General features: G+C 62.9%; 28 protein-coding genes. 11 read left to right on the top strand and 17 right to left on the bottom strand.

The window, feature by feature from the left end; genetic code table 11:
* Positions 1-6: 6 nt before the first annotated feature.
* On the bottom strand, positions 7-1227 hold the full coding sequence (fabB, locus tag AC1DZ8_RS01610) for a beta-ketoacyl-ACP synthase I (RefSeq protein WP_477279417.1): 1221 nt from the start codon (positions 1225-1227) through the stop codon (positions 7-9).
* Between the two features lie 124 nt (positions 1228-1351).
* A complete protein-coding gene (gene fabA / locus AC1DZ8_RS01605; RefSeq protein ID WP_477300570.1) occupies positions 1352-1867 on the bottom strand; it encodes a 3-hydroxyacyl-[acyl-carrier-protein] dehydratase FabA in 516 nt (171 codons plus the stop codon).
* Between the two features lie 242 nt (positions 1868-2109).
* Here fabA and irrA point away from each other — a divergent pair, with 242 nt between their 5' ends.
* Together irrA and AC1DZ8_RS01595 are read left to right on the top strand one after the other, a co-directional pair.
* Positions 2110-2541, top strand: a complete 432-nt coding sequence (irrA, locus tag AC1DZ8_RS01600; RefSeq protein WP_477300572.1) for an iron response transcriptional regulator IrrA — start codon at positions 2110-2112, stop codon at positions 2539-2541.
* A 10-nt stretch (positions 2542-2551) separates the two neighbouring features.
* Positions 2552-2911 carry a DUF4260 domain-containing protein gene (locus tag AC1DZ8_RS01595; protein WP_477300574.1) on the top strand — a complete coding sequence of 120 codons (360 nt, stop codon included), beginning with the start codon at positions 2552-2554 and terminating at the stop codon, positions 2909-2911.
* An 18-nt stretch (positions 2912-2929) separates the two neighbouring features.
* Here AC1DZ8_RS01595 and AC1DZ8_RS01590 read toward each other — a convergent pair whose 3' ends face one another.
* Positions 2930-3487: an SH3 domain-containing protein gene (locus AC1DZ8_RS01590; protein ID WP_477279423.1), complete on the bottom strand. Its 558-nt coding sequence runs from the start codon at positions 3485-3487 to the stop codon at positions 2930-2932.
* A gap of 157 nt (positions 3488-3644) precedes the next feature.
* Here AC1DZ8_RS01590 and AC1DZ8_RS01585 point away from each other — a divergent pair, with 157 nt between their 5' ends.
* Complete coding sequence (locus AC1DZ8_RS01585; protein ID WP_477279425.1) at positions 3645-4646, top strand: 2-hydroxyacid dehydrogenase; 1002 nt, start codon at positions 3645-3647, stop codon at positions 4644-4646.
* 73 nt (positions 4647-4719) lie between these two features.
* On the opposite strand, the gene AC1DZ8_RS01580 is transcribed toward AC1DZ8_RS01585, so the two are convergent.
* The 11 genes from AC1DZ8_RS01580 to AC1DZ8_RS01530 form a co-directional block, all read right to left on the bottom strand.
* Complete coding sequence (locus AC1DZ8_RS01580) at positions 4720-5127, bottom strand: aconitase X swivel domain-containing protein (RefSeq protein ID WP_477300577.1); 408 nt, start codon at positions 5125-5127, stop codon at positions 4720-4722.
* Positions 5124-6377, bottom strand: coding sequence for an aconitase X (locus AC1DZ8_RS01575; protein WP_477300579.1), 1254 nt, complete (start codon positions 6375-6377; stop codon positions 5124-5126). The genes AC1DZ8_RS01580 and AC1DZ8_RS01575 overlap by 4 nt, the downstream gene beginning before the upstream one ends.
* The gene (locus AC1DZ8_RS01570) at positions 6374-6859 is read right to left on the bottom strand and encodes a GNAT family N-acetyltransferase (protein WP_477300581.1); all 486 of its coding nucleotides are present in this window, start codon (positions 6857-6859) and stop codon (positions 6374-6376) included. Before AC1DZ8_RS01570 ends, AC1DZ8_RS01575 begins: the two co-directional genes overlap by 4 nt.
* Positions 6860-6863: 4 nt before the next feature.
* Positions 6864-7619, bottom strand: coding sequence for a molybdopterin-synthase adenylyltransferase MoeB (locus tag AC1DZ8_RS01565; protein WP_477300583.1), 756 nt, complete (start codon positions 7617-7619; stop codon positions 6864-6866).
* 31 nt (positions 7620-7650) lie between these two features.
* A complete protein-coding gene (recF, locus tag AC1DZ8_RS01560; RefSeq protein WP_477300585.1) occupies positions 7651-8796 on the bottom strand; it encodes a DNA replication/repair protein RecF in 1146 nt (381 codons plus the stop codon).
* Positions 8797-8906: 110 nt separating this feature from the next.
* Positions 8907-10025 carry a DNA polymerase III subunit beta gene (dnaN, locus tag AC1DZ8_RS01555; protein ID WP_023669575.1) on the bottom strand — a complete coding sequence of 373 codons (1119 nt, stop codon included), beginning with the start codon at positions 10023-10025 and terminating at the stop codon, positions 8907-8909.
* A 357-nt stretch (positions 10026-10382) separates the two neighbouring features.
* Positions 10383-11927, bottom strand: a complete 1545-nt coding sequence (dnaA, locus tag AC1DZ8_RS01550; protein ID WP_142868389.1) for a chromosomal replication initiator protein DnaA — start codon at positions 11925-11927, stop codon at positions 10383-10385.
* Positions 11928-12775: 848 nt separating this feature from the next.
* The gene (rpsT, locus tag AC1DZ8_RS01545) at positions 12776-13042 is read right to left on the bottom strand and encodes a 30S ribosomal protein S20 (RefSeq protein ID WP_142868388.1); all 267 of its coding nucleotides are present in this window, start codon (positions 13040-13042) and stop codon (positions 12776-12778) included.
* A gap of 159 nt (positions 13043-13201) precedes the next feature.
* Complete coding sequence (locus AC1DZ8_RS01540) at positions 13202-13975, bottom strand: enoyl-CoA hydratase (protein ID WP_477300588.1); 774 nt, start codon at positions 13973-13975, stop codon at positions 13202-13204.
* 42 nt (positions 13976-14017) lie between these two features.
* Positions 14018-14908: a bifunctional DNA-formamidopyrimidine glycosylase/DNA-(apurinic or apyrimidinic site) lyase gene (mutM, locus tag AC1DZ8_RS01535; RefSeq protein WP_477300590.1), complete on the bottom strand. Its 891-nt coding sequence runs from the start codon at positions 14906-14908 to the stop codon at positions 14018-14020.
* A complete protein-coding gene (locus AC1DZ8_RS01530; RefSeq protein ID WP_477300592.1) occupies positions 14901-16142 on the bottom strand; it encodes a phosphopentomutase in 1242 nt (413 codons plus the stop codon). The genes mutM and AC1DZ8_RS01530 overlap by 8 nt, the downstream gene beginning before the upstream one ends.
* A gap of 175 nt (positions 16143-16317) precedes the next feature.
* Between AC1DZ8_RS01530 and AC1DZ8_RS01525 the strand changes: the two genes are divergently transcribed.
* Positions 16318-17274 carry a phosphate/phosphite/phosphonate ABC transporter substrate-binding protein gene (locus AC1DZ8_RS01525; RefSeq protein ID WP_477300594.1) on the top strand — a complete coding sequence of 319 codons (957 nt, stop codon included), beginning with the start codon at positions 16318-16320 and terminating at the stop codon, positions 17272-17274.
* An 11-nt stretch (positions 17275-17285) separates the two neighbouring features.
* On the opposite strand, the gene AC1DZ8_RS01520 is transcribed toward AC1DZ8_RS01525, so the two are convergent.
* The 3 genes from AC1DZ8_RS01520 to AC1DZ8_RS01510 form a co-directional block, all read right to left on the bottom strand.
* Positions 17286-17906, bottom strand: coding sequence for a TadE/TadG family type IV pilus assembly protein (locus tag AC1DZ8_RS01520; RefSeq protein ID WP_477300596.1), 621 nt, complete (start codon positions 17904-17906; stop codon positions 17286-17288).
* Positions 17907-17943: 37 nt separating this feature from the next.
* A complete protein-coding gene (locus tag AC1DZ8_RS01515; RefSeq protein WP_477300598.1) occupies positions 17944-18558 on the bottom strand; it encodes a TadE/TadG family type IV pilus assembly protein in 615 nt (204 codons plus the stop codon).
* Positions 18559-18718: 160 nt separating this feature from the next.
* Positions 18719-19141, bottom strand: a complete 423-nt coding sequence (locus AC1DZ8_RS01510) for a pilus assembly protein N-terminal domain-containing protein (protein WP_477279450.1) — start codon at positions 19139-19141, stop codon at positions 18719-18721.
* A 357-nt stretch (positions 19142-19498) separates the two neighbouring features.
* On the opposite strand from AC1DZ8_RS01510, the gene AC1DZ8_RS01505 reads away from it, so the two are divergent.
* From AC1DZ8_RS01505 to AC1DZ8_RS01475, 7 genes are all read left to right on the top strand, one after another.
* Positions 19499-19678, top strand: coding sequence for a Flp family type IVb pilin (locus AC1DZ8_RS01505; RefSeq protein WP_477279454.1), 180 nt, complete (start codon positions 19499-19501; stop codon positions 19676-19678).
* A 192-nt stretch (positions 19679-19870) separates the two neighbouring features.
* A complete protein-coding gene (locus AC1DZ8_RS01500; RefSeq protein ID WP_477279456.1) occupies positions 19871-20389 on the top strand; it encodes an A24 family peptidase in 519 nt (172 codons plus the stop codon).
* Positions 20390-20596: 207 nt separating this feature from the next.
* Positions 20597-21412, top strand: coding sequence for a Flp pilus assembly protein CpaB (gene cpaB / locus AC1DZ8_RS01495; RefSeq protein WP_477300601.1), 816 nt, complete (start codon positions 20597-20599; stop codon positions 21410-21412).
* Complete coding sequence (locus AC1DZ8_RS01490) at positions 21409-22953, top strand: type II and III secretion system protein family protein (RefSeq protein ID WP_477300603.1); 1545 nt, start codon at positions 21409-21411, stop codon at positions 22951-22953. Before cpaB ends, AC1DZ8_RS01490 begins: the two co-directional genes overlap by 4 nt.
* A gap of 13 nt (positions 22954-22966) precedes the next feature.
* Positions 22967-23704: a CpaD family pilus assembly protein gene (locus tag AC1DZ8_RS01485; RefSeq protein ID WP_477300605.1), complete on the top strand. Its 738-nt coding sequence runs from the start codon at positions 22967-22969 to the stop codon at positions 23702-23704.
* Between the two features lie 53 nt (positions 23705-23757).
* On the top strand, positions 23758-25041 hold the full coding sequence (locus tag AC1DZ8_RS01480; RefSeq protein ID WP_477300607.1) for a CpaE/TadZ family protein: 1284 nt from the start codon (positions 23758-23760) through the stop codon (positions 25039-25041).
* A 29-nt stretch (positions 25042-25070) separates the two neighbouring features.
* Positions 25071-26576 carry a CpaF family protein gene (locus AC1DZ8_RS01475; RefSeq protein ID WP_477300609.1) on the top strand — a complete coding sequence of 502 codons (1506 nt, stop codon included), beginning with the start codon at positions 25071-25073 and terminating at the stop codon, positions 26574-26576.
* Positions 26577-26605: the final 29 nt, after the last annotated feature.

Here is a 26605-nt window from a genome sequence, read left to right as displayed (position 1 = left end):
AAATCCTTATGCGGAATAGCGCTGGAAAACGAGCGTTGCGTTGGTGCCACCGAAACCGAACGAATTGGACAAAACCGTGTCGATCCTGGCGTCGTCGATGCGCTTGCGCACGATCGGCATGCCCTCGAATTCCGGATCGAGGTTTTCGATGTGGGCGCTCTCGCCGATGAAGCCGCCTTGCATCATCAGGATCGAGTAGATCGATTCCTGCACGCCGGCCGCGCCCAGCGAATGGCCGGTCAGCGACTTGGTCGAGGTGATGAACGGCATCTTGTCGCCGAACACCTCGCGGATGGCGCCCATTTCCTTGGAATCGCCGACCGGCGTCGAGGTGCCGTGCGTGTTGATGTAGTCGATCGGGGTCGACACCGTCGCCAATGCCTGGCGCATGCAGCGCACCGCGCCTTCGCCCGACGGCGCCACCATGTCGTAGCCATCCGACGTCGCGCCATAGCCGACGATCTCGGCATAGATCTTGGCGCCGCGCGCCTTGGCGTGTTCGAGTTCCTCCAGGATGAGGACGCCCGCGCCACCGGCGATGACGAAACCGTCGCGGTTGGTGTCATAGGCGCGGGAAGCAGTCGATGCCTTGTCGTTGAACTTCGACGACATCGCGCCCATGGCGTCGAACAGGTCCGACATCGTCCAGTCGAGGTCTTCGTGGCCGCCGGCAAACATCACATCCTGCTTGCCCCACTGGATCAGCTCGTAGGCATTGCCGATGCAATGCGCCGAGGTCGAGCACGCCGACGAGATCGAATAGTTGACGCCGTGGATCTTGAACCAGGTGGCGAGCGTCGCCGACGCGGTCGACGACATCGCCTTCGGCACTGCGAACGGACCGATGCGCTTGGGGCTGTTGTTCTTGAGCGTGATCTCAGCCGCCTCGACGATGGTGCGGGTCGATGGCCCGCCCGATCCCATGACGATGCCGGTGCGCTCATTGGTGATGTCGCTTTCGCCAAGCCCGGCGTCGGCGATCGCCTGGTCCATGGCGACATGGTTCCAGGCCGCCCCCTGGCTCAGGAAGCGCATGGCGCGGCGGTCGATCATGGCCGACGGGTCGAGCGTCGGCGCGCCCCAGACCTGACAGCGGAAGCCGTGTTCGGCGAAGGAATCGGAGAAGCTGATGCCCGATTTGGCATCGTAGAGCGAGGATTGCACCTCGTTGGCATTGTTGCCGATCGACGATACGATGCCGAGGCCTGTGACGACGACCCTTCTCATTCGCAACTCCTTCCAGCGGATGATCCCGAAACCGTAGCCGGTTTTGGCCGGCGATCATACGCAAAATCAAAATGCTGCAGCGTCATTGCGCGTTCCGGGAAACGCCCTGCCGCAGTGGCGCCGGTCAGGCGGCCAATTGCTTGGACAGCCCCACCTTGAGGTCTGTCGCCGCGTATATGGGTTCGCCGTCGGCCTTAAGCCAGCCATCGGCGATGCCGAGCACCAGGCGCCCGCGCATGACGCGCTTGAAATCGATGCCGTATTCGACCTTCTTGACCGATGGCGTCACCATGCCCTTGAACTTCACTTCGCCGGTCGACAGCGCCATGCCCTTGCCCGGTTCGCCGAGCCAGCCGAGGTAGAACCCCGTCAATTGCCACATGGCGTCGAGGCCGAGGCACCCCGGCATGATCGGATTTCCGATGAAATGGCAGGCGAAGAACCACAGGTCCGGCTTGATGTCGAATTCGGCGCGGATGAAGCCCTTGTCGTGGGCGCCGCCGGTCTCGCTGATCTCGGTGATGCGGTCGAACATCAGCATCGGCGGGTAGGGCAGCTGGGCATTGCCGGGCCCGAACAACTCGCCGCGGGCACAGGCCAGCAATTCCTCATAATCGTAGCTGGATTTCGAACCCGCCATCAATCTCGTCCCCATGATAGTCCCGGGCGGTGGGCGCCCTTGTCGTTGGTTTCCTAACACAATCCATTTCGAGCCGGAAACCGGCGTTTGCGCTTAACCCGCCCGTCTGCCCGGGTCAATGCGCGCTATTGATCGCATTCGGCCAACAGAATATATGTCGAGGGGTGTCCAGTTTCGGTCGATGACGTTTTTTCGCCACTCTGGGGGTGTCTTGAGGCGGAACTGTGGGCTTGGACGAATAGATGGATCTGGGCTGCCGGAAGGAAAATGTCGCTGTGGACAAGCGGGTTCGCGAAGCCGGCCTAAGGCCGACGCGCCAGCGCATTGCGCTGGCCGATCTGCTTTTTGCCAAGGGCGACCGCCACCTTTCGGCCGAGGAATTGCATGAGGAGGCGACCGCCGCCGGCGTGCCGGTCTCGCTTGCCACCGTCTACAACGCCCTTCACCAGTTCACCCAGGCCGGCCTGCTGCGCATCCTGGCGGTCGAGGGCTCGAAGACCTATTTCGACACCAACACCTCCGATCACCATCATTTCTACATCGAAGGCGAAAACCGGATTTTCGACATCGACAGCGGTCCGGTGACCGTTTCCAACCTGCCGGAGCCACCCGCGGGCATGGAGATCGCCAATGTCGACATCGTGGTGCGGCTGCGCCCCAAACGCAGCGTTTAAGCTGCACACCATGAGACCTGTCGATCTTGCAATCCGGCTCGAATGGGCCACTGTCGCCGTGGTGGGCATCGTCCTTTACGCGCTGTCGGGTACTTCCTGGTGGCTGTTTGCCCTGCTCATCCTGGCGCCGGACCTGTCGATGCTGGGCTACCTCGCCGGGCCGCGCGTCGGCGCCATCGCCTACAACGCCTTGCACATCCTTGTCGTCCCGCTGCTGCTGGCACTCGCTGGATATGTGCTTGTCAATTCGATGGCGACTGCGATCGGCCTGATCTGGATCATCCACATCGCAGTCGACCGCGCGCTCGGCTACGGCCTCAAGCTGTCGACCGGCTTTCAGGACACCCATCTCGGCCGCATCGGCCACTAGGCGACCTTTCCAGCAATCTCAGTTCTTGACGTGCTCGCCGGGATAGGCGCCCCAAACCTGCGACTGGGCGATCCAGCCGGTGTGGCCGTCGAAGGTCATCTCGCACCACTGGCCATCGCAGGTTTTGATCGTGCCCGTCACGCCCGGCTCGATGATGGCGATGACGCTGGCGTCCTTGTCCGCATCGTCGAGGAGATTGATTCGGCCACCCTTGCTGCGCTGCCACGGCGCCACGATCGCCGTGCGGCGGCCCGACAGCAGCGACTGATTGATCCAGCCCTCCGAACCGTCGGCGTCGCGCACGCGCCGCCAGGTGTCGAATTCTTGGATGATCTCCATCGGCAGGCCGGCCTTGGTGTACATCCAGTCGACGGAATAGTTGGCGCCGGGGCCGACGCGCGAGTTGACGCGGGCCGATTTCAGGCTGACGAAACGCGGCAGCGGCAGGCCGCTCGGACCGAGCGTGACTGTCTGCACTGGTGCGGCAGCACCTTGCGCCGCGGCGTGCGGGGAATGCAGGAGAGCGCCGAGAAGCGCTGCGCTGAGGACCAGGCGAAGCGACGCGAAACCAGACACTTTCATTCCTTTCGGCGCGTGCCCTTTGGCCTCGGCGCCCCTTTTTCTTTGTCTTCGGCGGCACCGCTTGTTACAGGAGTGGCAGGCACCGCGACCGGTATTCAGTTTCGCCTGTCTTGGTTAAAGAGGTCTCAACGAGATCGGGTTCGAGGAAACAATGGCAGGCAAAAAACGGCCTCTCGTCGTCATCACGCGCAAGCTCCCGGATCCGGTCGAGACCCGCATGCGCGAACTCTTCGACGCCAGGCTGAATGTCGAGGACAGGCCGATGACTCAGCCGGAGCTGGTCGCGGCGGTCAAGGAAGCCGACGTGCTGGTGCCGACCATCACCGACCAGATCGACGCGGCGCTGATTGCCCAGGCCGGCGACAACCTCAAGCTGATCGCCAATTTCGGCAATGGTGTCGACAAGATCGACGTCGAAGCAGCGGCGAAAAAGGGCATCACCGTTACCAACACGCCGAACGTGCTGACCGAAGATACGGCCGACATGACCATGGCGCTGATGCTGGCGCTGCCGCGGCGATTGGCGGAAGGCGCCAATGTCTTGACCGGCGACAAGAAATGGGCCGGCTGGTCGCCGACCTGGATGCTCGGCCGGCGCATTTGGGGCAAGCGCCTCGGTATTGTCGGCATGGGCCGCATCGGCACCGCGGTCGCCAGGCGCGCCAAGGCCTTCGGCCTGTCGATCCACTACCACAACCGCCATCGCGTGCTGCCGGCGGTCGAGGAAGGTCTGGAGGCGACCTATTGGGAAAGCCTCGACCAGATGCTTGCCCGCATGGACATCATCTCGGTCAATTGCCCATCGACGCCGGCCACCTTCCATCTCCTGTCGGCGCGGCGGCTGGCGCTGATGCAACCCACCGCTTACATCGTAAACACCGCCCGCGGCGATATCATCGACGAGGAGTCTCTGGTCAAGCTGATCCAGGACGGCAAGATCGCCGGCGCCGGCCTCGACGTCTACGAGCACGAACCGGCGCTGAACAACAAGCTCTTGAAACTCGCCGCCAAGAACAAGGTGGTGCTGTTGCCGCATATGGGTTCGGCGACACTCGAAGGCCGCATCGACATGGGCGAGAAGGTGATCATCAACATCCGCGCCTTCTTCGACGGCCACCGTCCGCCGGACCGCGTACTGCCACTGCGGACCTGAACCGAGAGCAATTCCAGGAAAAGTGTGAAGCGGTTTTCTGTCCGGAATTGCGTGAAAGCAAAAACAGCGGCTCTCAGGCAGCGATGGCGCCGTCCGCACTGACGCTCACATGCTTGCCGCGATAGGCCTCGAACGCATTGCGCCCGAGTTGCAGCGCCACCGGGGTCTCCCAGCCCATCTCTCGCGCGACGATCAAGCCGAGCAACAGGATCGCGTCCGGCTCGTGCAGCACGAGGGCGGCCGGCGCATGGCCATTGTGGACGAGCTCCATCAGCACGGCTGAGGCCGAGGACGAGCCGATCGTGCCAGGCAAGAACAGCACACGTCCGGCTATGCTCTCGCCATGCTGTGGGTGACGGACGTCGGCGATGCGGCCGCTCTTCGGATCGACGCCGCCCCAGAAGCTGATGGGCGCGGTCAGCACCAGGGCTGCGCCTTCACCGCCGCTCCCGCTCACCAGGATGTCCGCGACGGTACTCATGCGGCGATATCCGTAAAACGCGGCTTACCGATGACGGCGCTTTCGACGCAGTCGGCCAGCGAGCCGTAAAGCACCGCGTAGCCTGTATTGCCCGGCGCATACTGCGCGAATTTTCCCGAATTGGTCATCAGAACGCCGTTGCCGAGCTCCGGCAGGATCGGCGTCACCACCACGCAGGTGTCGGCGACGATGACCACGCCGCTCGCCTCGAGTGTTTTGCGCTGACCATTCCGTTCGAGCGTCGTGAGCACATGGCGCCCGGTGCAAGCGTAAATCGGCACGTGAAGCCGGCGGCCGCCGATCAACCACTCCAGCGCGTCGAATTCGGCCGAAGACAGATGCGGGCTGCCGATCGCCACCGCATCGATGGCGTCCAGCGTGGCTGCCGTGGATAGGCTGGAACGGGCCTTCGCGGCCATCTCCGGCGTGACGCGGATCACCGTTTCCGGCCTGCCGCCCGCCAGGATGGTTTCGGCGTCGGGCGCCTCTGGTGTCACGCCGGCAATATGGAACAGGCCGACAGCGCCTGACGATGCCGCCGCCGCGCCGAAGGCTTTTAGCGCGTCCTCACCGGGGTGGCTGGATACGCCGGTGACGACGCCGACTGCATTGCCCACCTCGCGGCCATAGAGGCTGCCCAGCACCGGCCAGGCGATCTCCGAACCAAGGAAGGAGGCGGAGAGGCCGGACACATCGAACACCAGCCGCGCCTGCCGGTTCTCGACGCGGTGCAGCCCGTAGTCCGGCGCCCGGCCCGATATGGCGCAGGCGATATCGAGGAAATCGCCATAGCGGTTGGTGCGGGCGCCCAGCACCGAATTGCAGAACACCACGGCGTTGGATTCACCCCAGGCGACGTCGCTGCCAAGCGCCGGCCTGTGGCCGGCCTGATAGGGCGCGCAGGTCCAGCTCTGCTCGCAGCCCAGCTTGCGGTAGGCCTCCATCATCCGCCGCGCCATGCCGCGCGCCGGCTCTTCGAGGCGCACGCGCGAGCAGCCCATCAAATCGAGCGCGCCGACATTGAGCGTCGCGCGCACCGCAACCCGCGCGCCGCCTTCGACCAGCCGTTCGGCAAACAGCGTGCCGGAATCGCCGTGATAGAGCGCGCCGTCTATGTGCGCCGAGGCGATCGGGATCAGCCGCGGCGCGCCGAGCAGCGCAGCACTTTCGGCAACGATGCGCATGGACATCGCCGCCCCGTCGTGGCCGGAGGCGATTGCCTGCTCCTGCGCGCTGAGGGCGAGGCTCACTTGAGCTCCTTGCGCATGGTGATCGAAGTCGGCCGGTCATAGCCCTGATGGGCGGTGCGCACTGTTTCGCGAAAGCCGAGACGGGCAAAGGTCGCGTGATTTGCCGTGAGTTCGATCCGTGTCTGCAGTTCGATGGCGGGCTTGCGGCCGCGGGCAAAATCCTCGACAGCCTGCATCAATTGCCGGCCGATGCCTCGTCCCTGAAGCTCAGATTCTACGGCGAGCTTGCCGACATAGAAATCGGCAGTTCTCTCAAGCGCGAAGATACAGCCGGCGATCCGGCCGTCCTGCAGCGCCAGGAACACCGTCTCCTTGCCAGCCTTGTCTCGCAGGCTTTCGACACTCAGCAGATGCGCCGAGGATGGCGGGTCGATGATGCCGTCCATCGGCGCAAAGGCCCGCATGATCAGGCCAAGCAGCTCGTCCCAGCGATCGAAGCCGGGGGCAAGCCGCGTGACCAAAACGCCGGCGGACTGATCCATGCGCTCAGTTTCTCTTGTAGCGGATGGTATCGAAGCGCGCAGACAGCGCATCGTAGAGCAGCAGCCTGCCGACCAGCGGTTCACCGATGCCGGTGATCAGCTTGATCGCCTCCATCGCCTGCAGCGTGCCGATGACGCCGGTCAGCGCGCCGACGACGCCGGCCACCGCGCAGGACGGCACCAGCCCTTCCGGCGGCGCCTCGGGGAAGAGGTCGCGATAGCTAGGGTTCGGGTTGCCGTCGGCACCGGTCTCGAACGGTGTCAGCACCGTCACCGTGCCGTCGAAGCGGCCGACAGCGGCATGTACCAGCGGCCGCTTCTCCGCGGCGCAGGCATCGGCCACGACATAGCGTGTGTCGAAATTGTCGGAGCCGTCGACAACGATGTCATAGCGAGCAATGAGGGCAGCGGCGTTCTCGGCCGTCAGCCTGAATTCGTGCAGTTCCACCGCGACATGGGGATTGATGCGGGCGATCGCCGCTTTGGCGCTTTGGGTCTTTGCCGCGCCGACCGTGTCGGTGGCGTGGATCACTTGCCGTTGCAGATTGGACAGCGAGACGATGTCGTCGTCGACGATGCCGAGCGTGCCGACGCCGGCGGCAGCAAGATATTCCAGCACCGGCGCGCCGAGCCCGCCCGCGCCGATGACCAGCACCCGCGCCCGCTTCAGCCTCTGCTGGCCGGCGCCGCCGATTTCCGGCAGCACGATGTGGCGGGCGTAACGCTCAAGCTCTTCGTCGGTGAGGGCGGCATGGGTCATTGCCGGACCTTACAGCGGGCAAAAAACCTTGTCAGGTGTCTTCGGTTGGCCCAACCGTGCCGTGGTCGACGGTGAGGAACTGCGCGCGTCCCCTCAGGCTGGAAAACAGCGCGGCGTCGGTTCCGGTCATGAAGGCCTGGCAGTTCAGCTCTTCCAGGATCGAGAACAGCGCGGCGCGCCGGCCGGCGTCGAGATGCGCGGCGATCTCGTCGAGCAGCAGGATGGGCGTCATCCCCGACATTTCGCCGGTCAGCCTTGCATGCGACAAAACGATGCCGACCAGCAGCGCCTTCTGCTCGCCGGTCGAGCAGAGTTCGGCCGGCATCGCCTTGGGGCGGTGGCGCACGAGGAGATCCGAACGGTGCGGGCCGTCCAGCGTGCGCCCAGCGGCGCGGTCGCGTTCGCGGCCATCGGCGAGGGCGGCGCGATAGCGTTCCTCGACATCGACTGCTGGCGAAGTAGCCACATCGCTTTCCAGGTCGCCGAACAGGCTGATGTCGGCCTGCGGAAACGGTCCGCTGGAAGGCAACCGATCGATCATCGCGGCTAGCAGGCGCACAAGTTCGGCGCGCGCGGCGGCGATCGCCACGCCGGTCTCGGCCATTTGCATCTCGATGGCGTCGAACCAGGCGCCGTCACGCGAACCTTCCGTAAGTAAACGGTTACGCCCGCGCATCGCCTTCTCATAATCGATCGCGCGCTGGCCATGGCCGGGATCGATCGCCAGCACAAGCCGGTCGAGAAAACGCCGGCGGTCGGCGGCCGGACCGGGGAACAGGCCGTCCATGGCCGGCGTCAGCCAGACGACGCGCAGCCACTCCAGCATGGCGTCGGCCGAGCGCGCCGGCGCACCGTTGATGCGCACCTTGCGGCCGCCCTCGCCGGCGGCCTCGCCACCGGTGATGCCGGTGCCGATCTCGACCTGACCCTCTGGCCCGTCTAGCCTTGCATGCAGCGCAAAGCCGCCATCGCCACCTTCGCGGGCCACGTCGGCGTAGGGCGCGCGGCGCAGGCCGCGGCCTGGCGTCAGCAGGGAGATGGCTTCCAGGAGATTGGTCTTGCCGGCGCCGTTGTCGCCGGAAAACACCACGGCGCCCGGAGAAAGGTCGATCGACAGCGCCGCATAGTTGCGGAAATTCGTAAGTGTAAGCTTACTTATATGGCTTTGCTGGGGCAACCGCTATCCGCCTAATGCATGTCGCTCAAAAGTGGTCCCGGTTTTGAGACAACGACATGCACCAAAGAAGTCGCCGCAATCGTCACGCCGAAAGGTTTGCCGCAGTGCGGCTACACTCGCATCGGCATCAGAACGTAGAGCGCGGTCTCGTCGGCCATGTCGTGGATCAGCGTCGGCGAACCGGCATCGGCGAGCATGAATTTCGCTTCCGTGCCGGTCAGTTGAGCAGCGACGTCGAGCAGATATTTGGCGTTGAAGCCGATCTCGATCGGGTCGGACGAATAGTCGGCCGCCAATTCCTCGGTGGCGCTGCCCGAATCCGGATTGTTGACCGCCAGCGTCACCTGGCCTTCGGTGATCGAAAGCTTCACCGCGCGGCCGCGCTCGGAAGAGATGGTCGAGACGCGATCGACGGCTGCGGCGAAGCTCTGGCGATCGATGATCAGCTTCTTGTCGTTGCCGGTCGGGATGACGCGCTGATAGTCCGGGAAGGTGCCGTCGATCAGCTTCGAGGTCAAAACCACGCTGCCGATGGTGAAGCGGATCTTGGTATCGGACAATTCGGTGGTGACCGCGACATCCGGATCGTCGACCAGCTTCTGCAATTCGCTGACGGTCTTGCGCGGAATGATGATGCCCGGCATGCCTTCCGAGCCCGCCGGCGCGTCGATCTCGGCGCGCGCCAGGCGGTGGCCGTCGGTCGCCACTGAGCGCAGCTTCAGCTTGCCGCCGGTCTCATGCGTGTGCAGGTAGATGCCGTTCAGATAATAGCGCGTCTCCTCGGTCGAGATGGCGAACTGCGTCTTCTCGATCAGGCCTCTCAGGGCGACGGAATCGAGCCGGAAGATATGCGAGAAGGATCCGGCCGAAAGCTCGGGGAAATCGGACTGCGGCAGACACTGCAGGCGAAAGCTCGAGCGGCCCGACGTCACCGTCATGGCATTGCCGTCCTCGTCGGTCTTCAGCATCACTTCGGCGCCGTCGGCCAGTTTGCGCACGATATCGTAGAGCAGGTGCGCCGGAACCGTAGTCGCCCCGCCACGCTCGACCTTGGCCGGTGTCGCTTCGGTCACTTCGAGGTCGAGGTCGGTGGCTTTCATTTCAAGGCTGGCGCCCTCGGCGCTGAGCAGCACGTTCGACAGGATCGGTATGGTGTTGCGCCGTTCGACCACGCGATGAACGTGGTTGAGCGACTTCAGGAGATTTGACCGTTCCAGGATAACACGCATGACGAAACAGGCTCGCTTGAATGAATGAACGGGTCACCAGTGGGCGGCGCCCCGCGAAAGGTCTGAACAGGCTCAGAATCTATGCAAACTGACAGGAAAAAGCCAATAAACGCAAGCCCGCGCCACCGGTTCGCGCCGGTTACGCGGGCTTTCTGGGGATAAAGCGGGCGAAGCCCGCAAACCGATGCATGTCGCCCAAAAGTGCGCAGCGGTTTTGGGGCCACGACTTGCATCAAAAAGGACTATGTCGCCCAAAAGTGCGCAGCGGTTTTGGGGCCACGACTTGCATCAAAACAACAATTTTGAGCGCGCCGACCGAATGCTCTAAAATCCGGCGCGCTCCGTTTCCCGAGCCGCTCAGGCCTGGTCGTTGATCAGCCGCCTGAGCAGTTCCAGCTCCTGCGCCAGCGTGTTGTCTACGCCGGAAAGGTCCTCGATCTTGCGCACTGCATGCAGAACCGTGGTGTGATCGCGGCCGCCGAAACGCCTGCCGATCTCCGGCAGCGAGCGTGGCGTCATCACCTTCGACAGGTACATGGCGACCTGCCGTGGCTTGACGATGGTGCGCGTGCGCCGGTTCGACAGAAGCTCTGTCTTCGACACGTTGTAGTGGCGCGCCACGATGCGCTGGATGTCCTCGATGCGCACCCGCTTCGGCTCGCCCGAGCGATAGATATGGCCGAGGATTTCGTCGATGCGGTCGATGGTGATCGCCGGCTCGAATGATTGACGGAACAGAAGCTGGTTGAACGCGCCCTCCAGTTCACGCCCACTGCCGGTCACCGTGCGGGCGACATGGTTGAGGATCTCCTCCGAAATATTGAGCGACGCATCGTCGACCTTGGCTGTGGCAAGCCGCAGCTTGAGCATGCCGATGCGCATGGCGAAGTCCGGCGCCGACATTTCTAGCGCGACGCCGCCATTGAGGCGCGAGCGCACGCGCGGCTCCAGCGATTCCAGTTCCGAGGGCGGCCGGTCGGCGGCAACCACCACCTGCTTGGCGCTGTCGAGCAACATGTTGATGAGATGGCAGAATTCATGCTGGATCGACTTGCCCTGCAGGAACTGCATGTCGTCGATGATCAACAGGTCGATGTCGCGCAGCTGTTCCTTCAGCGTCAGCGCATTGTTGTCGCGGATCGCAGTGGCGAAGCGCCACATGAAATATTCGGCCGTCAGGTAGACGACGCGCGATTTCGGGTTCTGTTTGAGTGACTCGGCCGCGATCGCCTGCAAAAGGTGCGTCTTGCCGAGGCCGACGGTGGCATGGAGGAACAGCGGATTGAAGCGCACCGCGCTCGATTGCGATTCGGCCACCGCTTTTGCGGCGGCGAAAGCCACCCGGTTCGACGGGCCTTCGATGAAGGAGCCGAACGTGTAGCGCGGGTCGAGCGGCGACCCCAGCACATTGTGCCGGAACTCGGCCTCGATCGGCGTGCCGGGGCGAGGGGCGGGCGCCCGCTCCACCCGACCTGGGCCCGCCGTGCCGGCCGCCAGTGCGGTCTGCGTCTGCTTGGTCATCTTGCGTGCAGGCACGGCTTCGGGCTCGACGCCATTGCGGGCCGGACGGGTCGCGGTGCGCACGACGATCTCGATCTTCAGGACCTCCGGATCCTCGTGCTTCCACAGATCGGCGATAAGATCGAGATAGTGACCATTGATCCACGAGCGCAGGAAGGCCGTGGGCACAGAGATGCGTACAATGCCTCGGGAAGCCTCCGCCACCTTCATCCGTCCGAACCAGCTCGAATAGACCTCGGTTCCCAGACGCGCCTTCAACTGGGCCTTGACCCGGTCGAACTTCTGTTCCGCGTCGCTGGAAGCCGCCATGTCGTGCGCTCCGACCAATGTTCCAGGAAATGGCAGGTCGCCCGTAAGTTCCCGCTCGATGCCGCTCTGCATGATTGTGCGTCCCTTGTTCTTCTGTACCTTTTCCGCCGGGAGTGCGCCTCCTGCACCCATGTTTCCGACGACCGTATCTTCGCTACAACACCACCGCCGCCGCCGGCGGATGACGTTGCCTCGTCAGCAAGGGATCGGTCCCGGCTGCTTGAAGCCAGTCCGTCTGACATGTTTGGGCAAAGCAACGCCACCCGGCGAAAACGCCGGTGCGCCATCGACCTGCCATGTACAAATTACGCCAGTCCCCTACCGCATCGAAAAGACAAACCATACCCGTTCGCGGAATTGATCCACGTCATGAATTCTGCCACTGTGAGCTGGCCGATTCAGGCTGGGTTGTGGGCTAATGGCCCGTCCCTTTCGATAGATCGACATTACCGAAATCGTTGTGGATAGGGCAAGGCCACGTCTAACGGATTTTTAAGGAATCTGGTTACTGATGAAGGGTTCGGGTCCCGTCCTGGAACCGCAGATTTTGGCAAAGCCATTGTGATTCAAACCCTTTTGCCGCGAATGTGAAAATGGCTGTGCGGTTTGAAATTTTCTGAAATAATTCACTTGACACCAACTTGTTGCCTGTCGCCCACAGGTGATGTGAACAAGCTGTGGATCACCGCCCACAAGTCATTGAAAAATATCAGTAATTTGTGACAGCCGAATTTATTGGCATGGGTCATTTCGGCGGATTGGAATATCACTGGGAGTGTATGTGCCGGCAAAGCATTCCGGACTCTGGAATGCGGGCCAAGGCGTGCTTTGCGACCGTTCTTTTTAAGTACTTGCCGGCAAACGAAAAAACCCGGCGCGATCGGCCGGGTTTCAAAGAACGACAGTTTAGGAACAGTCGATCAGGCCGACAGTACCTTGAGGCGGTGAGCCAGACGCGAGACCTTGCGCGATGCCGTATTCTTGTGGATCACGCCCTTGGTCGCGGCGCGCATCAATTCCGGCTCCGCGGCCTTGAAGGCTTCCAGCGCGGCTGCCTTGTCGCCGGCAGCCAGTGCCTCTTCGACCTGGCGGACATAGGTGCGCACGCGCGAGCGGCGGTTCTTGTTGATCGCTGCGCGGCGGGCGATCTTGCGCGTTGCCTTTTTGGCCGAGGAGGTATTGGCCATGGTGCCTCTCTTCTGATCTGGTGGGCGCATGCGGGATGCCGCAGGGCGCAAAAAACAAACGGGCAGCCAACGGCCGCCTCGGTTGGAGCGGCTTATAGTTCAGCTTTCCCGGCACGTCAACGCCGCTTTGGCTTCTTTTTGGCCCTCGCGACGGGAGTCCTAGCGATTGGCGAAATTCGGCTTCCGCTTCTCGACAAAGGCCGCCATGCCTTCCTTCTGGTCGTCGAGCGCAAACAGCGAGTGAAACAGCCGGCGTTCGAAGCGCAGACCCTCGGCCAGCGTCGTCTCATAGGCGCGGTTGACGGCCTCCTTGGCCATCATCACCGAGGGCAGCGAAAACTCCGATATTTTGGCCGCGGCCTTCAGCGCTTCCTCGATGAGGTCGGCGGCGGGCACGACACGCGACGCCAGGCCGGAACGCTCAGCCTCCGCGGCATCCATCATCCGCCCGGTCAGGCACATGTCCATGGCCTTCGCCTTGCCGACAAAGCGGGTGAGCCGTTGCGAACCGCCCATGCCGGGAATGACGCCGAGCGTGATTTCGGGCTGGCCGAACTTGGCCGTATCGGCGGCAATGATGAAATCGCACATCATCGCCAGCTCGCAGCCGCCGCCCAGCGCATAGCCGGCGACCGCCGCGATCATCGGCTTGCGGGTGCGTGCAAATTCCTCCCAGCCGACGAAAAGATCCTGCACATAGGCGTCGGCATAGGCGATGGCCTGCATTTCCTTGATGTCGGCGCCCGCCGCAAAGGCCTTCTCGGAACCGGTGATGACCATGGCGCCGATACCCGGATCGGCATCGAACCCCTTGGCCGCCGCCAATATGTCCGCCAGCACCTGGGCATTCAGCGCGTTGAGCGCCTTGGGCCGGTTCAGCGTGATCAGGCCGACCTTGGCGCGCGTCTCCACGATGATGGTTTCATAGCTCATGGGCTGGCCTCCTCGTTCCGGCATTGAAGAGACCGGTCTAGCTCACCGCTGACAGGTCCGGCAATAGAAGGTCGAACGGCCGCCTTGCACGATGCGCTCGATGTGGCCACGGCAGCCAGGCGTAGGGCAGGGCTCGCCCTCGCGATCATAGACCGCGAAGGAGTGCTGGAAATAGCCCAGCGACCCGTCAGTGTGCACATAGTCGCGCAGCGACGAGCCGCCGGCGGCGATCGCATCGGCAATGACCGAACGGATCGCTTCCGCCAGACGCTCGCTCTGCTCCTTGGCCTTCTTGCCGGTCCCGGCAATGGTGCCTGCTTCGCGCAGTGGCGACAGGTGGGCGCGCCACAGCGCTTCCGACACATAGATATTGCCAAGCCCGGCAATCAGCTTCTGGTCGAGCAGTGCCGCCTTCAGGGGTGTTTTGCGATCCTTCAGCAGCGACGCCAGCAGGGCGCCGTCCAGCGCGTTGCCGGTCGGCTCGATGCCCAGGCCCGCCAGCATTGGATGTGCGTCGGCCAGCCCTTCGGCAAACAGCATGAAGCCGAAGCGGCGCGGGTCGTTGAAGATCACACGAGATCGGGCGCGGGCTGGCGAGGAGACGTGGAACACGACATGGTCGTGCTTGGCATCCTTCGAGTGCTCGTGATGGAACGCACCCGGCGTCTCGCTGTCGTCAGCGGTTTCGATGCGGAACGAGCCGGACATGCCGAGATGGCAGATCAGCACCGGACCGCCATCCATATGCATGGTGAGATATTTGGCGCGGCGGCCAAGCGCGGTGATGGTCTTGCCGGTCAGCCGCTGCACAAACTTCGCCGGAAACGGAAATCTGAGATCGGGCCGGCGTGCCTCGACACGCACGATGCGCGCGCCTTCCAGAACCGGCTGCAGGCCACGCCGGACCGTTTCGACCTCAGGCAGCTCAGGCATGGCCGCCTATCGTCGCATGGAAGGAGGTGCCGTGACGGCCGGGCGCCAGTGCGAGATGCTCGGCCACGGTCTCGCCTATATCGGCAAAGGTGGTCCTGAGCCCGATGTCGCCGCCGGCGAGGCCCGGTGCGATGCCGATCACCGGGATGCGTTCGCGCGTGTGGTCGGTTCCGCGCCATGTAGGGTCGTTGCCATGGTCGGCGGTGAGGATCAGCAGATCGCCCGGCTTCAGTTTCGCCAGCGCCTCCGGCAGCCGCCGGTCGAAGGCCTCGAGCGCCGCCGCATAGCCGGCAACGTCGCGGCGGTGGCCGAACTCGGTGTCGAAGTCGACGAAATTGGCGAACACCAGGTCGCCGTCGCCGGCGTCGTCCATGGCGCCCAGCGCCTTGTCGAACATCGCCATGTTGCCGGGCGCCTTGCGCACCTCCGAAATGCCGCGATGGGCGAAGATGTCGCCGATCTTGCCGATCGCGATGACCCGGTTGCCGCGCCCGGTCAGCCGGTCGAGCAGCGTCGGCCCGGGCGGTGGCACGGCGTAGTCATGACGGTTGTAGGTGCGCTCGAAAGTGGCCGGTGTTTCGCCAAGGAAAGGCCGTGCGATCACCCGTCCGATTTTCAGCGGGTCGACCAGCCGGCGCACCGTCTTGCAGAACTCGTAGAGCCGTTCGAGGCCGAAATGAACCTCGTGCGCCGCGATCTGCAGGACGGAATCGACCGAGGTGTAGCAGATCGGTTTGCCGGTGCGGATATGCTCCTCGCCGAAGCGCTCGATGATCTCCGTGCCCGGCGCATGGCAATTGCCGAGAATGCCCGGCACCTTGCCCTCGCGGATCATCGCTTCGGTCAGTTCGGCAGGGAAGGCGGGCACGGTATCGGGGAAATAGCCCCAGTCGAAGCGCACCGGCAGGCCGGCTATTTCCCAGTGACCCGACGGCGTATCCTTGCCACTCGAAATCTCCTGCGCGGCGCCGTGGAAAGCGGAGGCTGAAACAGCGCCGGCCTTGCTGGCGAACCGGAAGCCGGTTGCGGTTTCAGCAGCGCGACCGAGACCCAGTGAAACCATGTTGGGCACCAGAAGCGGCCCCTTGCGCAGGCCATCGCGATCGGCGCGGCCTTCCGCGCAGGCCTTTGCGATATGTCCGAATGTATTCGAGCCGGCGTCGCCATAGCGTTCGGCATCGGCGGCGCCGCCAATGCCGAAAGAATCGAGAACGAAGAGGAAAGCGCGCGCCATCGGTGCCGTCATTGCCAGTCTGGGTGACCAGACATAAGGTCCCGTCGCGGCATTGGCAAATCGGAAACCAGGCGGCAATGGCCAGGCGCCATGGTCGCGACTGCGGGCAGGCGCGCTGTACGCATCCTTGCGGATGCGACGCGCTTCGAGGAACGGTGGCACGGGGCATGGAACGATGAGACGGGCGGATATCGCCATAGGGCCGGGGTGGAGGGCATTGGCGACCACCGTGGCGTTGCTGGCCTTGCCGCACGCCGCGCACGCCGACTGGCGCGACCAGATCGGGACGTTTCGGATCGGTATCGTTGCCGAGCCGGGCGCCGGAAACACGGTTCCGGGTCTCGCCCTGCTGACAGACGCCTACGGCAAGGCGCTCGGCATGAAGGTGGAATTCGTCGTCGCGCATGACTATGCAGCGCTGATCGAGGCACAGGCCACTGCCCGCATTCAGTACGCGGTCTATTCGGCGACCGCCTACGCCACCGTCTCGGAGCGCTGCGGCTGTGTCGAACCTCTGGTGGCGCCGGTCGATGCCGACGGCGCCACCGGCATTCGCTCCGTGCTGTTGACGCGCGACGGCAAGCTTCCCGACCTCGCAGCGATGCAAACGCACCGCATCGCGATGGCGCCTTCCGATAATGTCGGCGGCTCTCTTCTGCCGCTCGCCGGGCTGGCCGCCGATGGCCTCAAGATCAGCCAGGATGCGCCATTCCTCACTCATGCCGGCTCGGCCGCCGCTGCTGAAGCGATGCTGGTCGATGGCCAGGCCGATGCGTTGTTCGGCTGGGAGCGGGCCGCTGCGGAAAACCGGACTGCGATTGCCGGCGATCAGCCGACTGATCCGGACGGCACGGCGGCGCGGCTGGAGGCGGCGGGAATTCCAAAGGCCGCGCTCCAGACCATCTGGACTTCCGGTTTGCTGCGCTACGGTCCCCACGCCGTCCGCAGCGATCTCGACCCCGAAGCCAAACGCCGGCTGACCGTCTTCCTCACCAATCTCAAATCGCAGTCGCCGGAAGTCTACGATTTCGTGGAATCGAAACATTCCGGCGGCTTTATATCAGCCGCCGCTGGCGACTATGCGATGGCAACCGCCATCGTGCGCCTGCTGTCGGACAGCAGCGGTCAATAAACCTTGGCGCTTCAGCAGTCGCTGCAGGGGATCGTCGTGCTCCGGCGCGGCCTGAGGTAATAGGTCTCGCCCATCGTTATCGAGTCGAAGGCCGAGGTCAGACCAAGCCGCTTTTCGCTGTCGGCAGACCAGGTGATGATGGGCTTGTAGCCGAGCTTGCTTTCGACGCGGACAAGGAATGTGTCAGCGATCTTGAGCGTGGCGGGAACTGTCGTGATGGTGTCCTTGGCCGCGTCGACGGTATAGGTGCCCGCGACCAGCTTGCGCGACCACACGACCTTTACTTTCGGCGGCGTCTCGTTTGTGATCTGTATCGCCGTGATGATGATCGTCGGCGTTGAGCGGTTGTAGGGCTGCAGGGTCGAGGTGCCGATCTTCATGATCGCATCGATGTCGGCGGACATGATTGTCTGCTGCTGTGTGACCAGATCCGCAACCATGGAGCCGATGCGGCTGACCTTCTTGCTGGTCTCGATGGCTTGCGAGGCCTCCATGGTCACGAAATACATGATCAGCAGCACAGGCACGATGAAGGCGAACTCGATGGCCGCGACACCGCGGCGATCCGAGCAGAATCGCATCGCTCTTGCCCAGATACTCGAAAATCCCTGATGCGCCCCCGCACGATACATGCTTGCTTCCCTTTTAAGCCAAAGTAACGCTGAGTTCTCAGTCGTCGAACGGTTCGTTCTGCCAGGTCACCGATGCGAAATGCAGTGTGTTGCCGTCTTTCAGATTGGCCATCGATTTGGCCATGAAATCGGTCATGACGGGCCATTTGTAGAAGACCCGCAGCATGTTCTTCGATTCAGCCAGGCCCGGCGTCACGGCGAAGCTCATCGAATTCGTGCCTTGCGTCAGTACGATCTCGCCATTGACGATCTTGAAGCCAGCCGTGGCGGCATCGGCAAAGGTCGGATATTCGCGCAGATCCACCAGAAGTCCGGGGCAGGTCTTGGCGACCATGATTTCCAGCCTGTTGCAAATCATGTCCCTGAGCTTGGTCCCGGTCAGGTCGGCCGGCTTCAACTGGCCGGTGCGCACTTGGCGGGCGACATCGTCGGTGATGTTGGCCATCACCTCCTGTCCGGCAAATGAAATGCAGCTCTCGAGGATGGCGAAGACCAGAAGCGCAAACGGGATCGCCAGCATGGCGAATTCCATCGCGGTGCTGCCGCGACGATCGCCAAGGAAGCGGCGGGCAAACGTCACGCGTCCAGCCTTGGCCTGCGTGATCTCGCGTCCTGAATCCTCGTCCAAACGCCCGTCCAAAACGTCGCCCATGTCCCGTCCCTGCCGATCCTGATGCGGTACCGTCGGCAACACTAGCGAAAACCCATTGAGGTCCGGTTTGGATGACCGCTAAATTCGGCGGGAAGGCATTAACCCGTTGCTAACCGAAGCGACGTTTCGGGGAAACGGAAACTGAGAGCCGCCCAGGCGCTTACTGGCCGGCGCTCATTTCGGCTTCGGAGGCCTTCTCCGACTCGCTCTTGAACGAGCTTTCGCAATAGGGCGTGCAGGACATGGTCTGTACCGAAGCGCGCCTGTAGATACGCACCGACGATGCGTCCTGGCGCACCACCGTCACCTGTTCGTCGACGATCGGGCTGCCCTCCTGGTCGAGAACAACCAGATTGGTGACGCCGAACCCTTTGCCCGTCAGAACGATCGTCGATGCATCCTGGACGGAGGCATCGGCAATCGCCGGATTGCCGATGACAATGGTGTCGGCTGGGCGTGTCAATTTGACGATCTTGGCCTGGTTCATCGTCACTTCGATGCCGGCTCCGGCCTTGGCCGGCAGCACAAAAGCCGGGACGGCGAGAAGCGCGGCAAGCAGGAATGACGATTTCATGGCGGTCATCGAGGCGCTCCACGGCGGCAGACTTGTTCAACGGAACATGAACGAGATTGGTGAACCAACGGTTAAGCCGGTGGCCAGGCCCGGGATATTCGCGCGCATTTCGCCGCCGCCTAATATAAAGAGTGTCCCTGTCGACAGCCGTGAAGTCTCAGCTTTCACGGCCTTTTCATGGGGCCGGCGAGCCGCTGTCCGGCGTTTAGTTTGCGGTTAACCACGCAAGCTGTTCGACGCGCGAAAGGAATCGGTAAGGCTGTTTATTAAGCCGATTGAAAGAGCTTCTCCCTAGATTGGCAGCATCCGATCAACCACCACAGAAGTTGACGGAAGTGCTGTAACACGTGGAGTAGGAGCTCTCGAATGTCTAATCTCATCGCACGCTTCGTGAAGGACGAGTCCGGCGCGACCGCTATCGAATACGGTCTGATCGCCGCTCTCATCGCGCTTGCCATCATGGTCGGTGCTGGTTCGCTCGGCAACGCCCTGGGCGTCAAGTTCAACGCCATCGCCAAAGCCGTCTCGACTGGCAACGCTCCGTAATACATTACGGATCAGCGACTGTTTTGGGAACAAGGGCCGCTCTTTGCGGCCCTTGTTTCATTTGTGCGATGCGCAGGATCTGAATCCGCAATTCGCAGGCGACACCAGTAAATTTGAGACCGCTGCCTCATCAATCGTTAATCGAACCTGTCTAGGCTGAAGCCCTGTACAAGTGACCAAGGCGCCGCGCCGATGCTTGAAGCCCTGATCTTCGTCGTCTTTCCCTTTTGCATGCTCTTTGCCGCGATCTCCGACATGCTGTCGATGACGATCGCCAACCGCGTGCCGGTGCTTTTGCTGGCGGTGTTTGCCGTGGTTGCGCCGCTGACGGGCATGGACTGGGCAACCTATGGCTGGCATTTCGCGGCCGGCGCCCTGGTGCTGGCAGTGACCTTCGGTCTGTTTGCGCTTGGCGGCATGGGCGGCGGCGACGCCAAGCTGCTCGCCGGCACCGCCGTCTGGATGGGGTTCAACCCTCACCTTGTCGAATATCTCGTGATCTCGACGTTCATCGGTGGCCTGCTGACGCTCGCCATCCTTCTCTATCGGAAATCGCCGCTGGCGATTTACACCAGCCACAATCCGTTTCTGCGCCATTTCGCCGACGACACGACTGGCATTCCCTACGGCATCGCACTCGGCATTGGCGGGCTGCTGACCTATCCGGATTCACCCTTGATGGTATGGGCGCTGGCAAGGCTGGCGACCTGAGACAGCGAACCTCTTTGCCGCTCCGGCATCGATCTGAAAAGACGGCGGCTTGGCCGCCTTTTTGGTGTCGGGAGCAAGGGTCCGTCTAATTTATGTAAACCTTAAATTAATCACGATCGTAAGCATTACATTAACCTTGTTTTGACGATTGCGGCTGCAAAGTCCGGCCTGGCTAGGTGGTTTGCCTAAAGGCGAGGGTTCGGACAGATGCCAGCATCCCGACTGATCATTCTGGGCGTGGCGGTGGCTGCGGCGGGTGGTGCAGGTTACGTTGCCAAGAATATGGTGGCGGCCCCGCCGCCCCAGCAGGTCGTCGTCGACGCCCCTCAGGCGCCGGCCATCGCCTTGCAGGACGTGCTCGTGCTTTCCGGCGACGTCGCCATGGGCAGTCCGCTTGAGAACAACATCAGCTGGGAGTCCTGGCCGGCCGAAGGGATCAACGCGAACTTCATCACCCGTGCCGTCGAACCCGACGCGCTGGAGAAGCTGAAAGGTTCTGTCGCCCGCGTTGCAATGTACACCGGTGAGCCGTTGCGGCGCTCCAAGCTGATCGGCGAGGGGCAGAGCTTCATGTCGTCGATCCTGCCCACCGGCATGCGGGCCGTCGCCACCGCGATCTCGGCCGATACGTCGGCAGGCGGCTTTATCCTGCCCAACGATTTTGTCGACGTCATCATGACCCGCAGATCCGACACCGGCAACGCCGGCAGCGGATTCACAACCGAAACCATCCTCAAGAACATCCGCGTCCTGGCGATCGACCAGACCATCCAGGAGGACGAGGAAGGCAAGAAGACCAGGGTCGGACAGACGGCGACGCTGGAACTGACGCCGCAGCAGGCCGAGATCATCACGGTCGCCCAGCAGATGGCCGATCGCCTGACGCTTGCACTGCGCTCGATCACCGACAATCAGGAAAAACACACGGATGAGGCCGACTATCTCGTTTCCGGCAATGGGCGGCGCGGAACGGTGCGGTTGATCAAATCGGGCGAAGTTTCCGAAGTAGGGGCAAGGAAATGAGGTTAATCGCTAAACTGCCGGTCACCATGGCTGCGGCAATCGGCCTGCTTTTCCTCGGAGCCCATGCAAGTGGCCTCCTCGAGGCCAAGGCCGCCGGCAAGACCGCCGGGGTTACGGCTTCGACGGCCACGCAACGCGTCAAGCTCGGCCTCAACAAATCAGTGGTCATCGACCTGCCAAGCGACGCCTACGACATCCTTGTCGCCAATCCGGCGGTCGCCGATGCGGTGACCCGCACGGCAAGGCGCATTTATCTGTTCGGCAAGGCAGTGGGTGAAACCAACATCTTCGTCTTCGGTCCCAATGGCGAGCAGATCGTCAGCCTGGATCTGGCCGTCGAACGCGACGTCGCCGGATTGGAGGACTACCTCAAGCGCTTCCTTCCGAACGCCGAGATCAAGGTCGAACTGCTGAACGATAACGTCGTTCTGACCGGCACGGTGGATACGCCGCTCGATGCCAAGCGAGCCGTCGATCTGGCAACCATCTTCGTGTCCGGCGGTGAGGCGACGACCGGCCAGTACTCGCAGACCGCGGCGGGTGGCAATGCCAATGGCGGCGTCGACATCAACAACCCTGACACCGAGCGCCGGGTCTCCAAGATCGTCAACCTGCTGCAGATCATCGGCGACGACCAGGTGACGCTGAAGGTAACCGTGGCCGAAGTCAGCCGCTCGGTAATGAAGCAGCTCGGCGTCAATATGGTCGGCAACGGCAGCATTGACGGCATTTCCTACGGTGCGCTGAGTTCGCCCAGCTACGGGCTGGGCAAACCGCTTTCGCAGAATTCGGGGCTGAATCTGCTGGGTGACGGGAAAGGCAATGGCCTTCAAGCCTACATCAACGCCATGGAGCAAAGCGGCGTTATGAAGACGCTTGCTGAGCCGACCCTCACGGCGGTTTCGGGCGAGAAGGCAACATTCAGGGCCGGCGGCGAATTCAATCTCATCACCGCACGTACGAACAACGTTTCGACCGACAACCAGACCGGCCAGGTAACCTACACCAACGAAAAGCTCGAATACGGCATTGGCCTCGAGTTCCAGCCCGTTGTGCTGTCGGCGGGCCGGATCAGCCTCAAGGTCAGGACGTCCGTGTCTGAGCCGACCATGGAGGGTGCGACCACCCTGGAAGGCGCCGCCAGTTTGCCCGGCACAACGCTCCTGTCGATCCGCAAGCGGCTTGCCGACACCACCGTCGAATTGCCGTCAGGCGGCTCGATGATGATCGCCGGCCTGGTTCGCGACGACGTCCGCCAGGCGGTATCGGGTCTGCCCGGCTTGGCCAAGATCCCGGTGCTCGGCACGCTGTTCCGCAGCCGCGATTTCGTCCGCAACGAAAGCGAGCTGGTGATCATCATCACGCCCTATCTGGCGCGGCCGGTGGCGCGCAACGACCTGGCCAAGCCGGACGACAATTTCAATGCCGCCGGCGATGGCCCGGCCATGTTCCTTGGCCGCGTCAACCGCGTCTACGGCACCATGCAGACCGACAAGCCCAACGGCCGGTATCACGGCGTTGTCGGCTTCATCTACAAGTAAGCGGGGAGCGGACATGTCTCAGTCAGCATCGAAGGCAATGGCGGTCGCCGCAACAGTGCGGTCCGGTGGTGCCCGGATCCGCCGCTCGGCAATACCGATCCTGGCGATCGCGATCGCGGCCTCGCTCGCCGGTTGCGCCAAGCGCGACAGCATCACGGTTGGGGCAATCCCTGATGATTATCGCACCACCCATCCGATCGTGATTGCCGAGAAGAACCAGAAGATCGACCTTCCGGTCGGCGCCGGCGATCGCGGCATGACCGGCTCGCAGCGCGACACGCTTCTGGGCTTCCTTGACGGCTACGACAGGAGCGCTGCCCCGGCGCTGACGATCGCAACCCCGATCGGCTCGGCCAACGAGGTGGCAGCGACCGCCGCGGCGCGCGATTTCGCAAGACTGGCGATCGCCAGCGGCATCAAGCGGGACCGGATCGTCGTGACCTCCTATCAGTCGGTTTCCCCGGAAGCCTCGGCGCCTATCCGCGTCTCCTACATTTCGGTGAGAGCCCAGACCGACAAATGCGGTCGCTGGCCCGCAGACATTCTGGAGACCTCGGAAAACAAGCACTACGCCGATTACGGCTGCTCGTCTCAGAACAACCTTGCCGCGCAGCTCGCCAATCCGGCCGATCTGCTCGGGCCGCGGAAGCCGACCGATATCGACGCCGAAAACCGCGGCGCGGTGATCGACGTCTATCGCGGCAGAGGTATTTCGGACGAGTTCCTCGGCAATTCGGAAGTGACGTACTAGGAGCGCCAGCCCCGCGCAGAGACTGGAAGAGAAGTCACGGAAAGAGCATGACGATGAGCAATCTTGCCTACGAAACGCCCGTAGACGGCGGCGACAGCTCGCAATCGGATATTGCCGCGATGCAGGCGCTGCGGCCGGTCCCGCGTATCTCGATCCAGGCATTTTGCGAGACGGAAGGCGTCGCGCATCCGGTGGAGCGGGCCGGCGAGGACCGCCGCATGGCGAAGGCGCATCTGAAAGTGCATATGGGCGGCATCGCCACGGCGATCGAATTCTACCAGTCTGCGCCGACGCCGAACCTGATCCTGCTGGAATCGCGCAGCGAACCGAAGCAGCTGCTGGAACAGCTTGCACAGCTATCCGAATATTGCGATCCCTCGTCGAAAGTCGTGGTGATCGGCCACTACAACGATGTTGGGCTTTACCGCGAACTCATCCGCTTCGGTATTTCCGAATATGTCATCGCGCCGGTGTCGATGGCCGATGTCGTCTCCGTGGTGTCGTCGATCTTCGTCGATCCGGAAGCCGAGCCGATCGGCCGCTCGATCGCCTTCATCGGCGCCAAAGGTGGCGTCGGCTCCTCGACCATCGCCCACAATGTGGCGTGGGCGATGTCATCGCTGTTCAAGTCGGAAGTGGTTGTCGCCGATCTCGACCTGGCTTTCGGGACGGCCAACATAAATTTTGACCAGGACCCGGCGCAAGGCATCGCCGAGGCCGTGTTTTCACCCGAACGCATCGACGAGGTCTATCTCGACCGGCTGCTTGCCCAGTGCGCCGAGCATCTGTCGTTGCTTGCCGCGCCCTCCACTCTGGAACGGGTCTACGATTTTGATCCCGAGGCCTTCACGCAACTCATCGACACCGCGCAGCGCAGTGTGCCGCTGCTGGTGCTCGACGTCCCGCATGTCTGGACCGGCTGGACCAAGAACACGCTGATGAAGGCCGACGAGATCGTTATCACGGCGACACCGGAACTGGCCAATCTGCGCAACACCAAGAACCTGGTCGATATGCTGAACCGGCTTCGCCCGAACGATCCGCCGCCGAAGCTCATCATCAACCAGGCCGGGGTGCCGAAACGCCCCGAGATCTCCGCTTCCGACTTCGCCGAGCCGCTCAGCCTGACGCCGATGTCGGTTATCGCCTTCGACCCGTTGCTGTTTGGAAACGCCTCCAACAACGGTCGCATGCTGGGCGAGATGGATGCCAAGAGCCCGGTCGTCGGCATGATCAATGAAATCGCGCATGTGCTGACCGGTCGCAGCGAAATCAAGGCCAAGAAGAAGGCGGGCCTTGGCGGCCTGCTCGGCAAGTTCTCGCGTAACAAGAAATGACGCTTCTCAAGCGGAATTGGTAGTCGATCATGTTTGGTAAAAGAGGCTCCGACGACGGCGGCCGGTCCATCCCGGAATTCCGCCAGCCAGCACCGCCGCCCGCGGCGCCGGCGGCTGCAACGCCTGCGGACACGGCCGTTCTTGCTCGGCCGGCAGCGCCGCCTGCTGCGCCGGCAATGCCGCCCGCTCGCCGTGCCGTTGAGGCGCCGCCGATGGCGCCTGAGCCGGCAAGAAAGGTCCAGCGCGAACGCAGCGAGACCTACTACGACACCAAGAGTCAGGTCTTCTCCGCGCTCATCGATACCATCGACCTGTCGCAGCTCGCCAAGCTCGATCCCGAGAGCGCGCGCGAGGAAATCCGCGACATCGTCAACGACATCATCGCCATCAAGAACTTCGCAATGTCGATTGCCGAGCAGGAAGAGCTGCTCGAAGACATCTGCAACGATGTGCTTGGCTACGGCCCGCTGGAGCCGTTGCTTGCCCGCGACGATATCGCCGACATCATGGTCAACGGTTCCAAGAACGTCTACATCGAAGTCAACGGCAAGGTCGAACAGACCGGCATTCGCTTCCGCGACAATCAGCAGCTGCTCAATATCTGCCAGCGCATCGTCAGCCAGGTTGGCCGCCGCGTCGACGAATCAAGCCCGATCTGCGACGCCCGCCTGCCCGACGGCTCCCGCGTCAACGTCATCGCCCCGCCGCTGTCCATCGACGGCACCGCGCTCACCATCCGCAAGTTCAAGAAGGACAAGCTGACGCTCGATCAGCTGGTCAAGTTCGGCGCCATCTCGCCGCAGGGCGCAGAGATCCTCAAGATCATCGGCCGCGTCCGCTGCAACATTGTCATTTCCGGCGGTACCGGCTCCGGCAAGACGACGCTGCTCAACTGCCTGACCAACTATATCGACCGCGAGGAACGCGTCATCACCTGCGAGGACTCGGCCGAGCTGCAACTGCAGCAGCCGCATGTGGTGCGTCTCGAAACCCGCCCGCCCAATCTCGAGGGCGAAGGCGAGGTGACCATGCGCGACCTGGTCAAGAACTGCCTGCGCATGCGGCCCGAACGCATCATCGTCGGCGAAGTGCGCGGACCGGAGGTTTTCGACCTGCTGCAGGCGATGAACACCGGCCATGACGGTTCGATGGGAACGATCCACTCCAACAGCCCGCGCGAATGCCTGAACCGTATCGAATCGATGATCGCCATGGGTGGCTATTCGCTGCCGCAGAAGACTGTGCGCGAAATCGTCGTCGGCTCCATCGATGTCATCATCCAGGCAGCCCGTCTTCGCGACGGGTCGCGCCGCATCACCCACATCACCGAGGTGATCGGCATGGAAGGCGACGTCATCATCACGCAGGATATCGTGCTCTATAACATCAAGGGCGAGGACGCGAACGGAAGGCTGCTTGGCGAGCATGTCTCGACCGGCATCGGCCGCCCGCATTTCTGGGATCGCGCCCGCTACTATGGCGAGGAACAGCGTCTCGCCAATGCGCTGGAATCGATGGAGAAACGCGCTGACTGACGCATCTGGAGGCGTGGGGACCGAGATTG

Source organism: Mesorhizobium sp. P2_F7, assembly GCF_056403695.1.
This window is presented reverse-complemented; position numbering and strand designations above follow the sequence as displayed.

Excerpts from the sequence above, each read along its gene's own strand:
- fabB (WP_477279417.1), bottom strand. The coding sequence starts at position 1,227 with ATGAGAAGGGTCGTCGTCACAGGCCTCGGCATCGTATCGTCGATCGGC.
- fabA (WP_477300570.1), bottom strand. The coding sequence starts at position 1,867 with ATGGCGGGTTCGAAATCCAGCTACGATTATGAGGAATTGCTGGCCTGT.
- irrA (WP_477300572.1), top strand. The coding sequence starts at position 2,110 with ATGGATCTGGGCTGCCGGAAGGAAAATGTCGCTGTGGACAAGCGGGTT.
- AC1DZ8_RS01595 (WP_477300574.1), top strand. The coding sequence starts at position 2,552 with ATGAGACCTGTCGATCTTGCAATCCGGCTCGAATGGGCCACTGTCGCC.
- AC1DZ8_RS01585 (WP_477279425.1), top strand. The coding sequence starts at position 3,645 with ATGGCAGGCAAAAAACGGCCTCTCGTCGTCATCACGCGCAAGCTCCCG.
- AC1DZ8_RS01580 (WP_477300577.1), bottom strand. The coding sequence starts at position 5,127 with ATGAGTACCGTCGCGGACATCCTGGTGAGCGGGAGCGGCGGTGAAGGC.
- AC1DZ8_RS01570 (WP_477300581.1), bottom strand. The coding sequence starts at position 6,859 with ATGGATCAGTCCGCCGGCGTTTTGGTCACGCGGCTTGCCCCCGGCTTC.
- AC1DZ8_RS01565 (WP_477300583.1), bottom strand. The coding sequence starts at position 7,619 with ATGACCCATGCCGCCCTCACCGACGAAGAGCTTGAGCGTTACGCCCGC.
- dnaN (WP_023669575.1), bottom strand. The coding sequence starts at position 10,025 with ATGCGTGTTATCCTGGAACGGTCAAATCTCCTGAAGTCGCTCAACCAC.
- dnaA (WP_142868389.1), bottom strand. The coding sequence starts at position 11,927 with ATGCAGAGCGGCATCGAGCGGGAACTTACGGGCGACCTGCCATTTCCT.
- rpsT (WP_142868388.1), bottom strand. The coding sequence starts at position 13,042 with ATGGCCAATACCTCCTCGGCCAAAAAGGCAACGCGCAAGATCGCCCGC.
- AC1DZ8_RS01540 (WP_477300588.1), bottom strand. The coding sequence starts at position 13,975 with ATGAGCTATGAAACCATCATCGTGGAGACGCGCGCCAAGGTCGGCCTG.
- mutM (WP_477300590.1), bottom strand. The coding sequence starts at position 14,908 with ATGCCTGAGCTGCCTGAGGTCGAAACGGTCCGGCGTGGCCTGCAGCCG.
- AC1DZ8_RS01530 (WP_477300592.1), bottom strand. The coding sequence starts at position 16,142 with ATGGCGCGCGCTTTCCTCTTCGTTCTCGATTCTTTCGGCATTGGCGGC.
- AC1DZ8_RS01525 (WP_477300594.1), top strand. The coding sequence starts at position 16,318 with ATGAGACGGGCGGATATCGCCATAGGGCCGGGGTGGAGGGCATTGGCG.
- AC1DZ8_RS01520 (WP_477300596.1), bottom strand. The coding sequence starts at position 17,906 with ATGTATCGTGCGGGGGCGCATCAGGGATTTTCGAGTATCTGGGCAAGA.
- AC1DZ8_RS01515 (WP_477300598.1), bottom strand. The coding sequence starts at position 18,558 with ATGGGCGACGTTTTGGACGGGCGTTTGGACGAGGATTCAGGACGCGAG.
- AC1DZ8_RS01510 (WP_477279450.1), bottom strand. The coding sequence starts at position 19,141 with ATGACCGCCATGAAATCGTCATTCCTGCTTGCCGCGCTTCTCGCCGTC.
- AC1DZ8_RS01505 (WP_477279454.1), top strand. The coding sequence starts at position 19,499 with ATGTCTAATCTCATCGCACGCTTCGTGAAGGACGAGTCCGGCGCGACC.
- AC1DZ8_RS01500 (WP_477279456.1), top strand. The coding sequence starts at position 19,871 with ATGCTTGAAGCCCTGATCTTCGTCGTCTTTCCCTTTTGCATGCTCTTT.
- cpaB (WP_477300601.1), top strand. The coding sequence starts at position 20,597 with ATGCCAGCATCCCGACTGATCATTCTGGGCGTGGCGGTGGCTGCGGCG.
- AC1DZ8_RS01490 (WP_477300603.1), top strand. The coding sequence starts at position 21,409 with ATGAGGTTAATCGCTAAACTGCCGGTCACCATGGCTGCGGCAATCGGC.
- AC1DZ8_RS01485 (WP_477300605.1), top strand. The coding sequence starts at position 22,967 with ATGTCTCAGTCAGCATCGAAGGCAATGGCGGTCGCCGCAACAGTGCGG.
- AC1DZ8_RS01480 (WP_477300607.1), top strand. The coding sequence starts at position 23,758 with ATGAGCAATCTTGCCTACGAAACGCCCGTAGACGGCGGCGACAGCTCG.
- AC1DZ8_RS01475 (WP_477300609.1), top strand. The coding sequence starts at position 25,071 with ATGTTTGGTAAAAGAGGCTCCGACGACGGCGGCCGGTCCATCCCGGAA.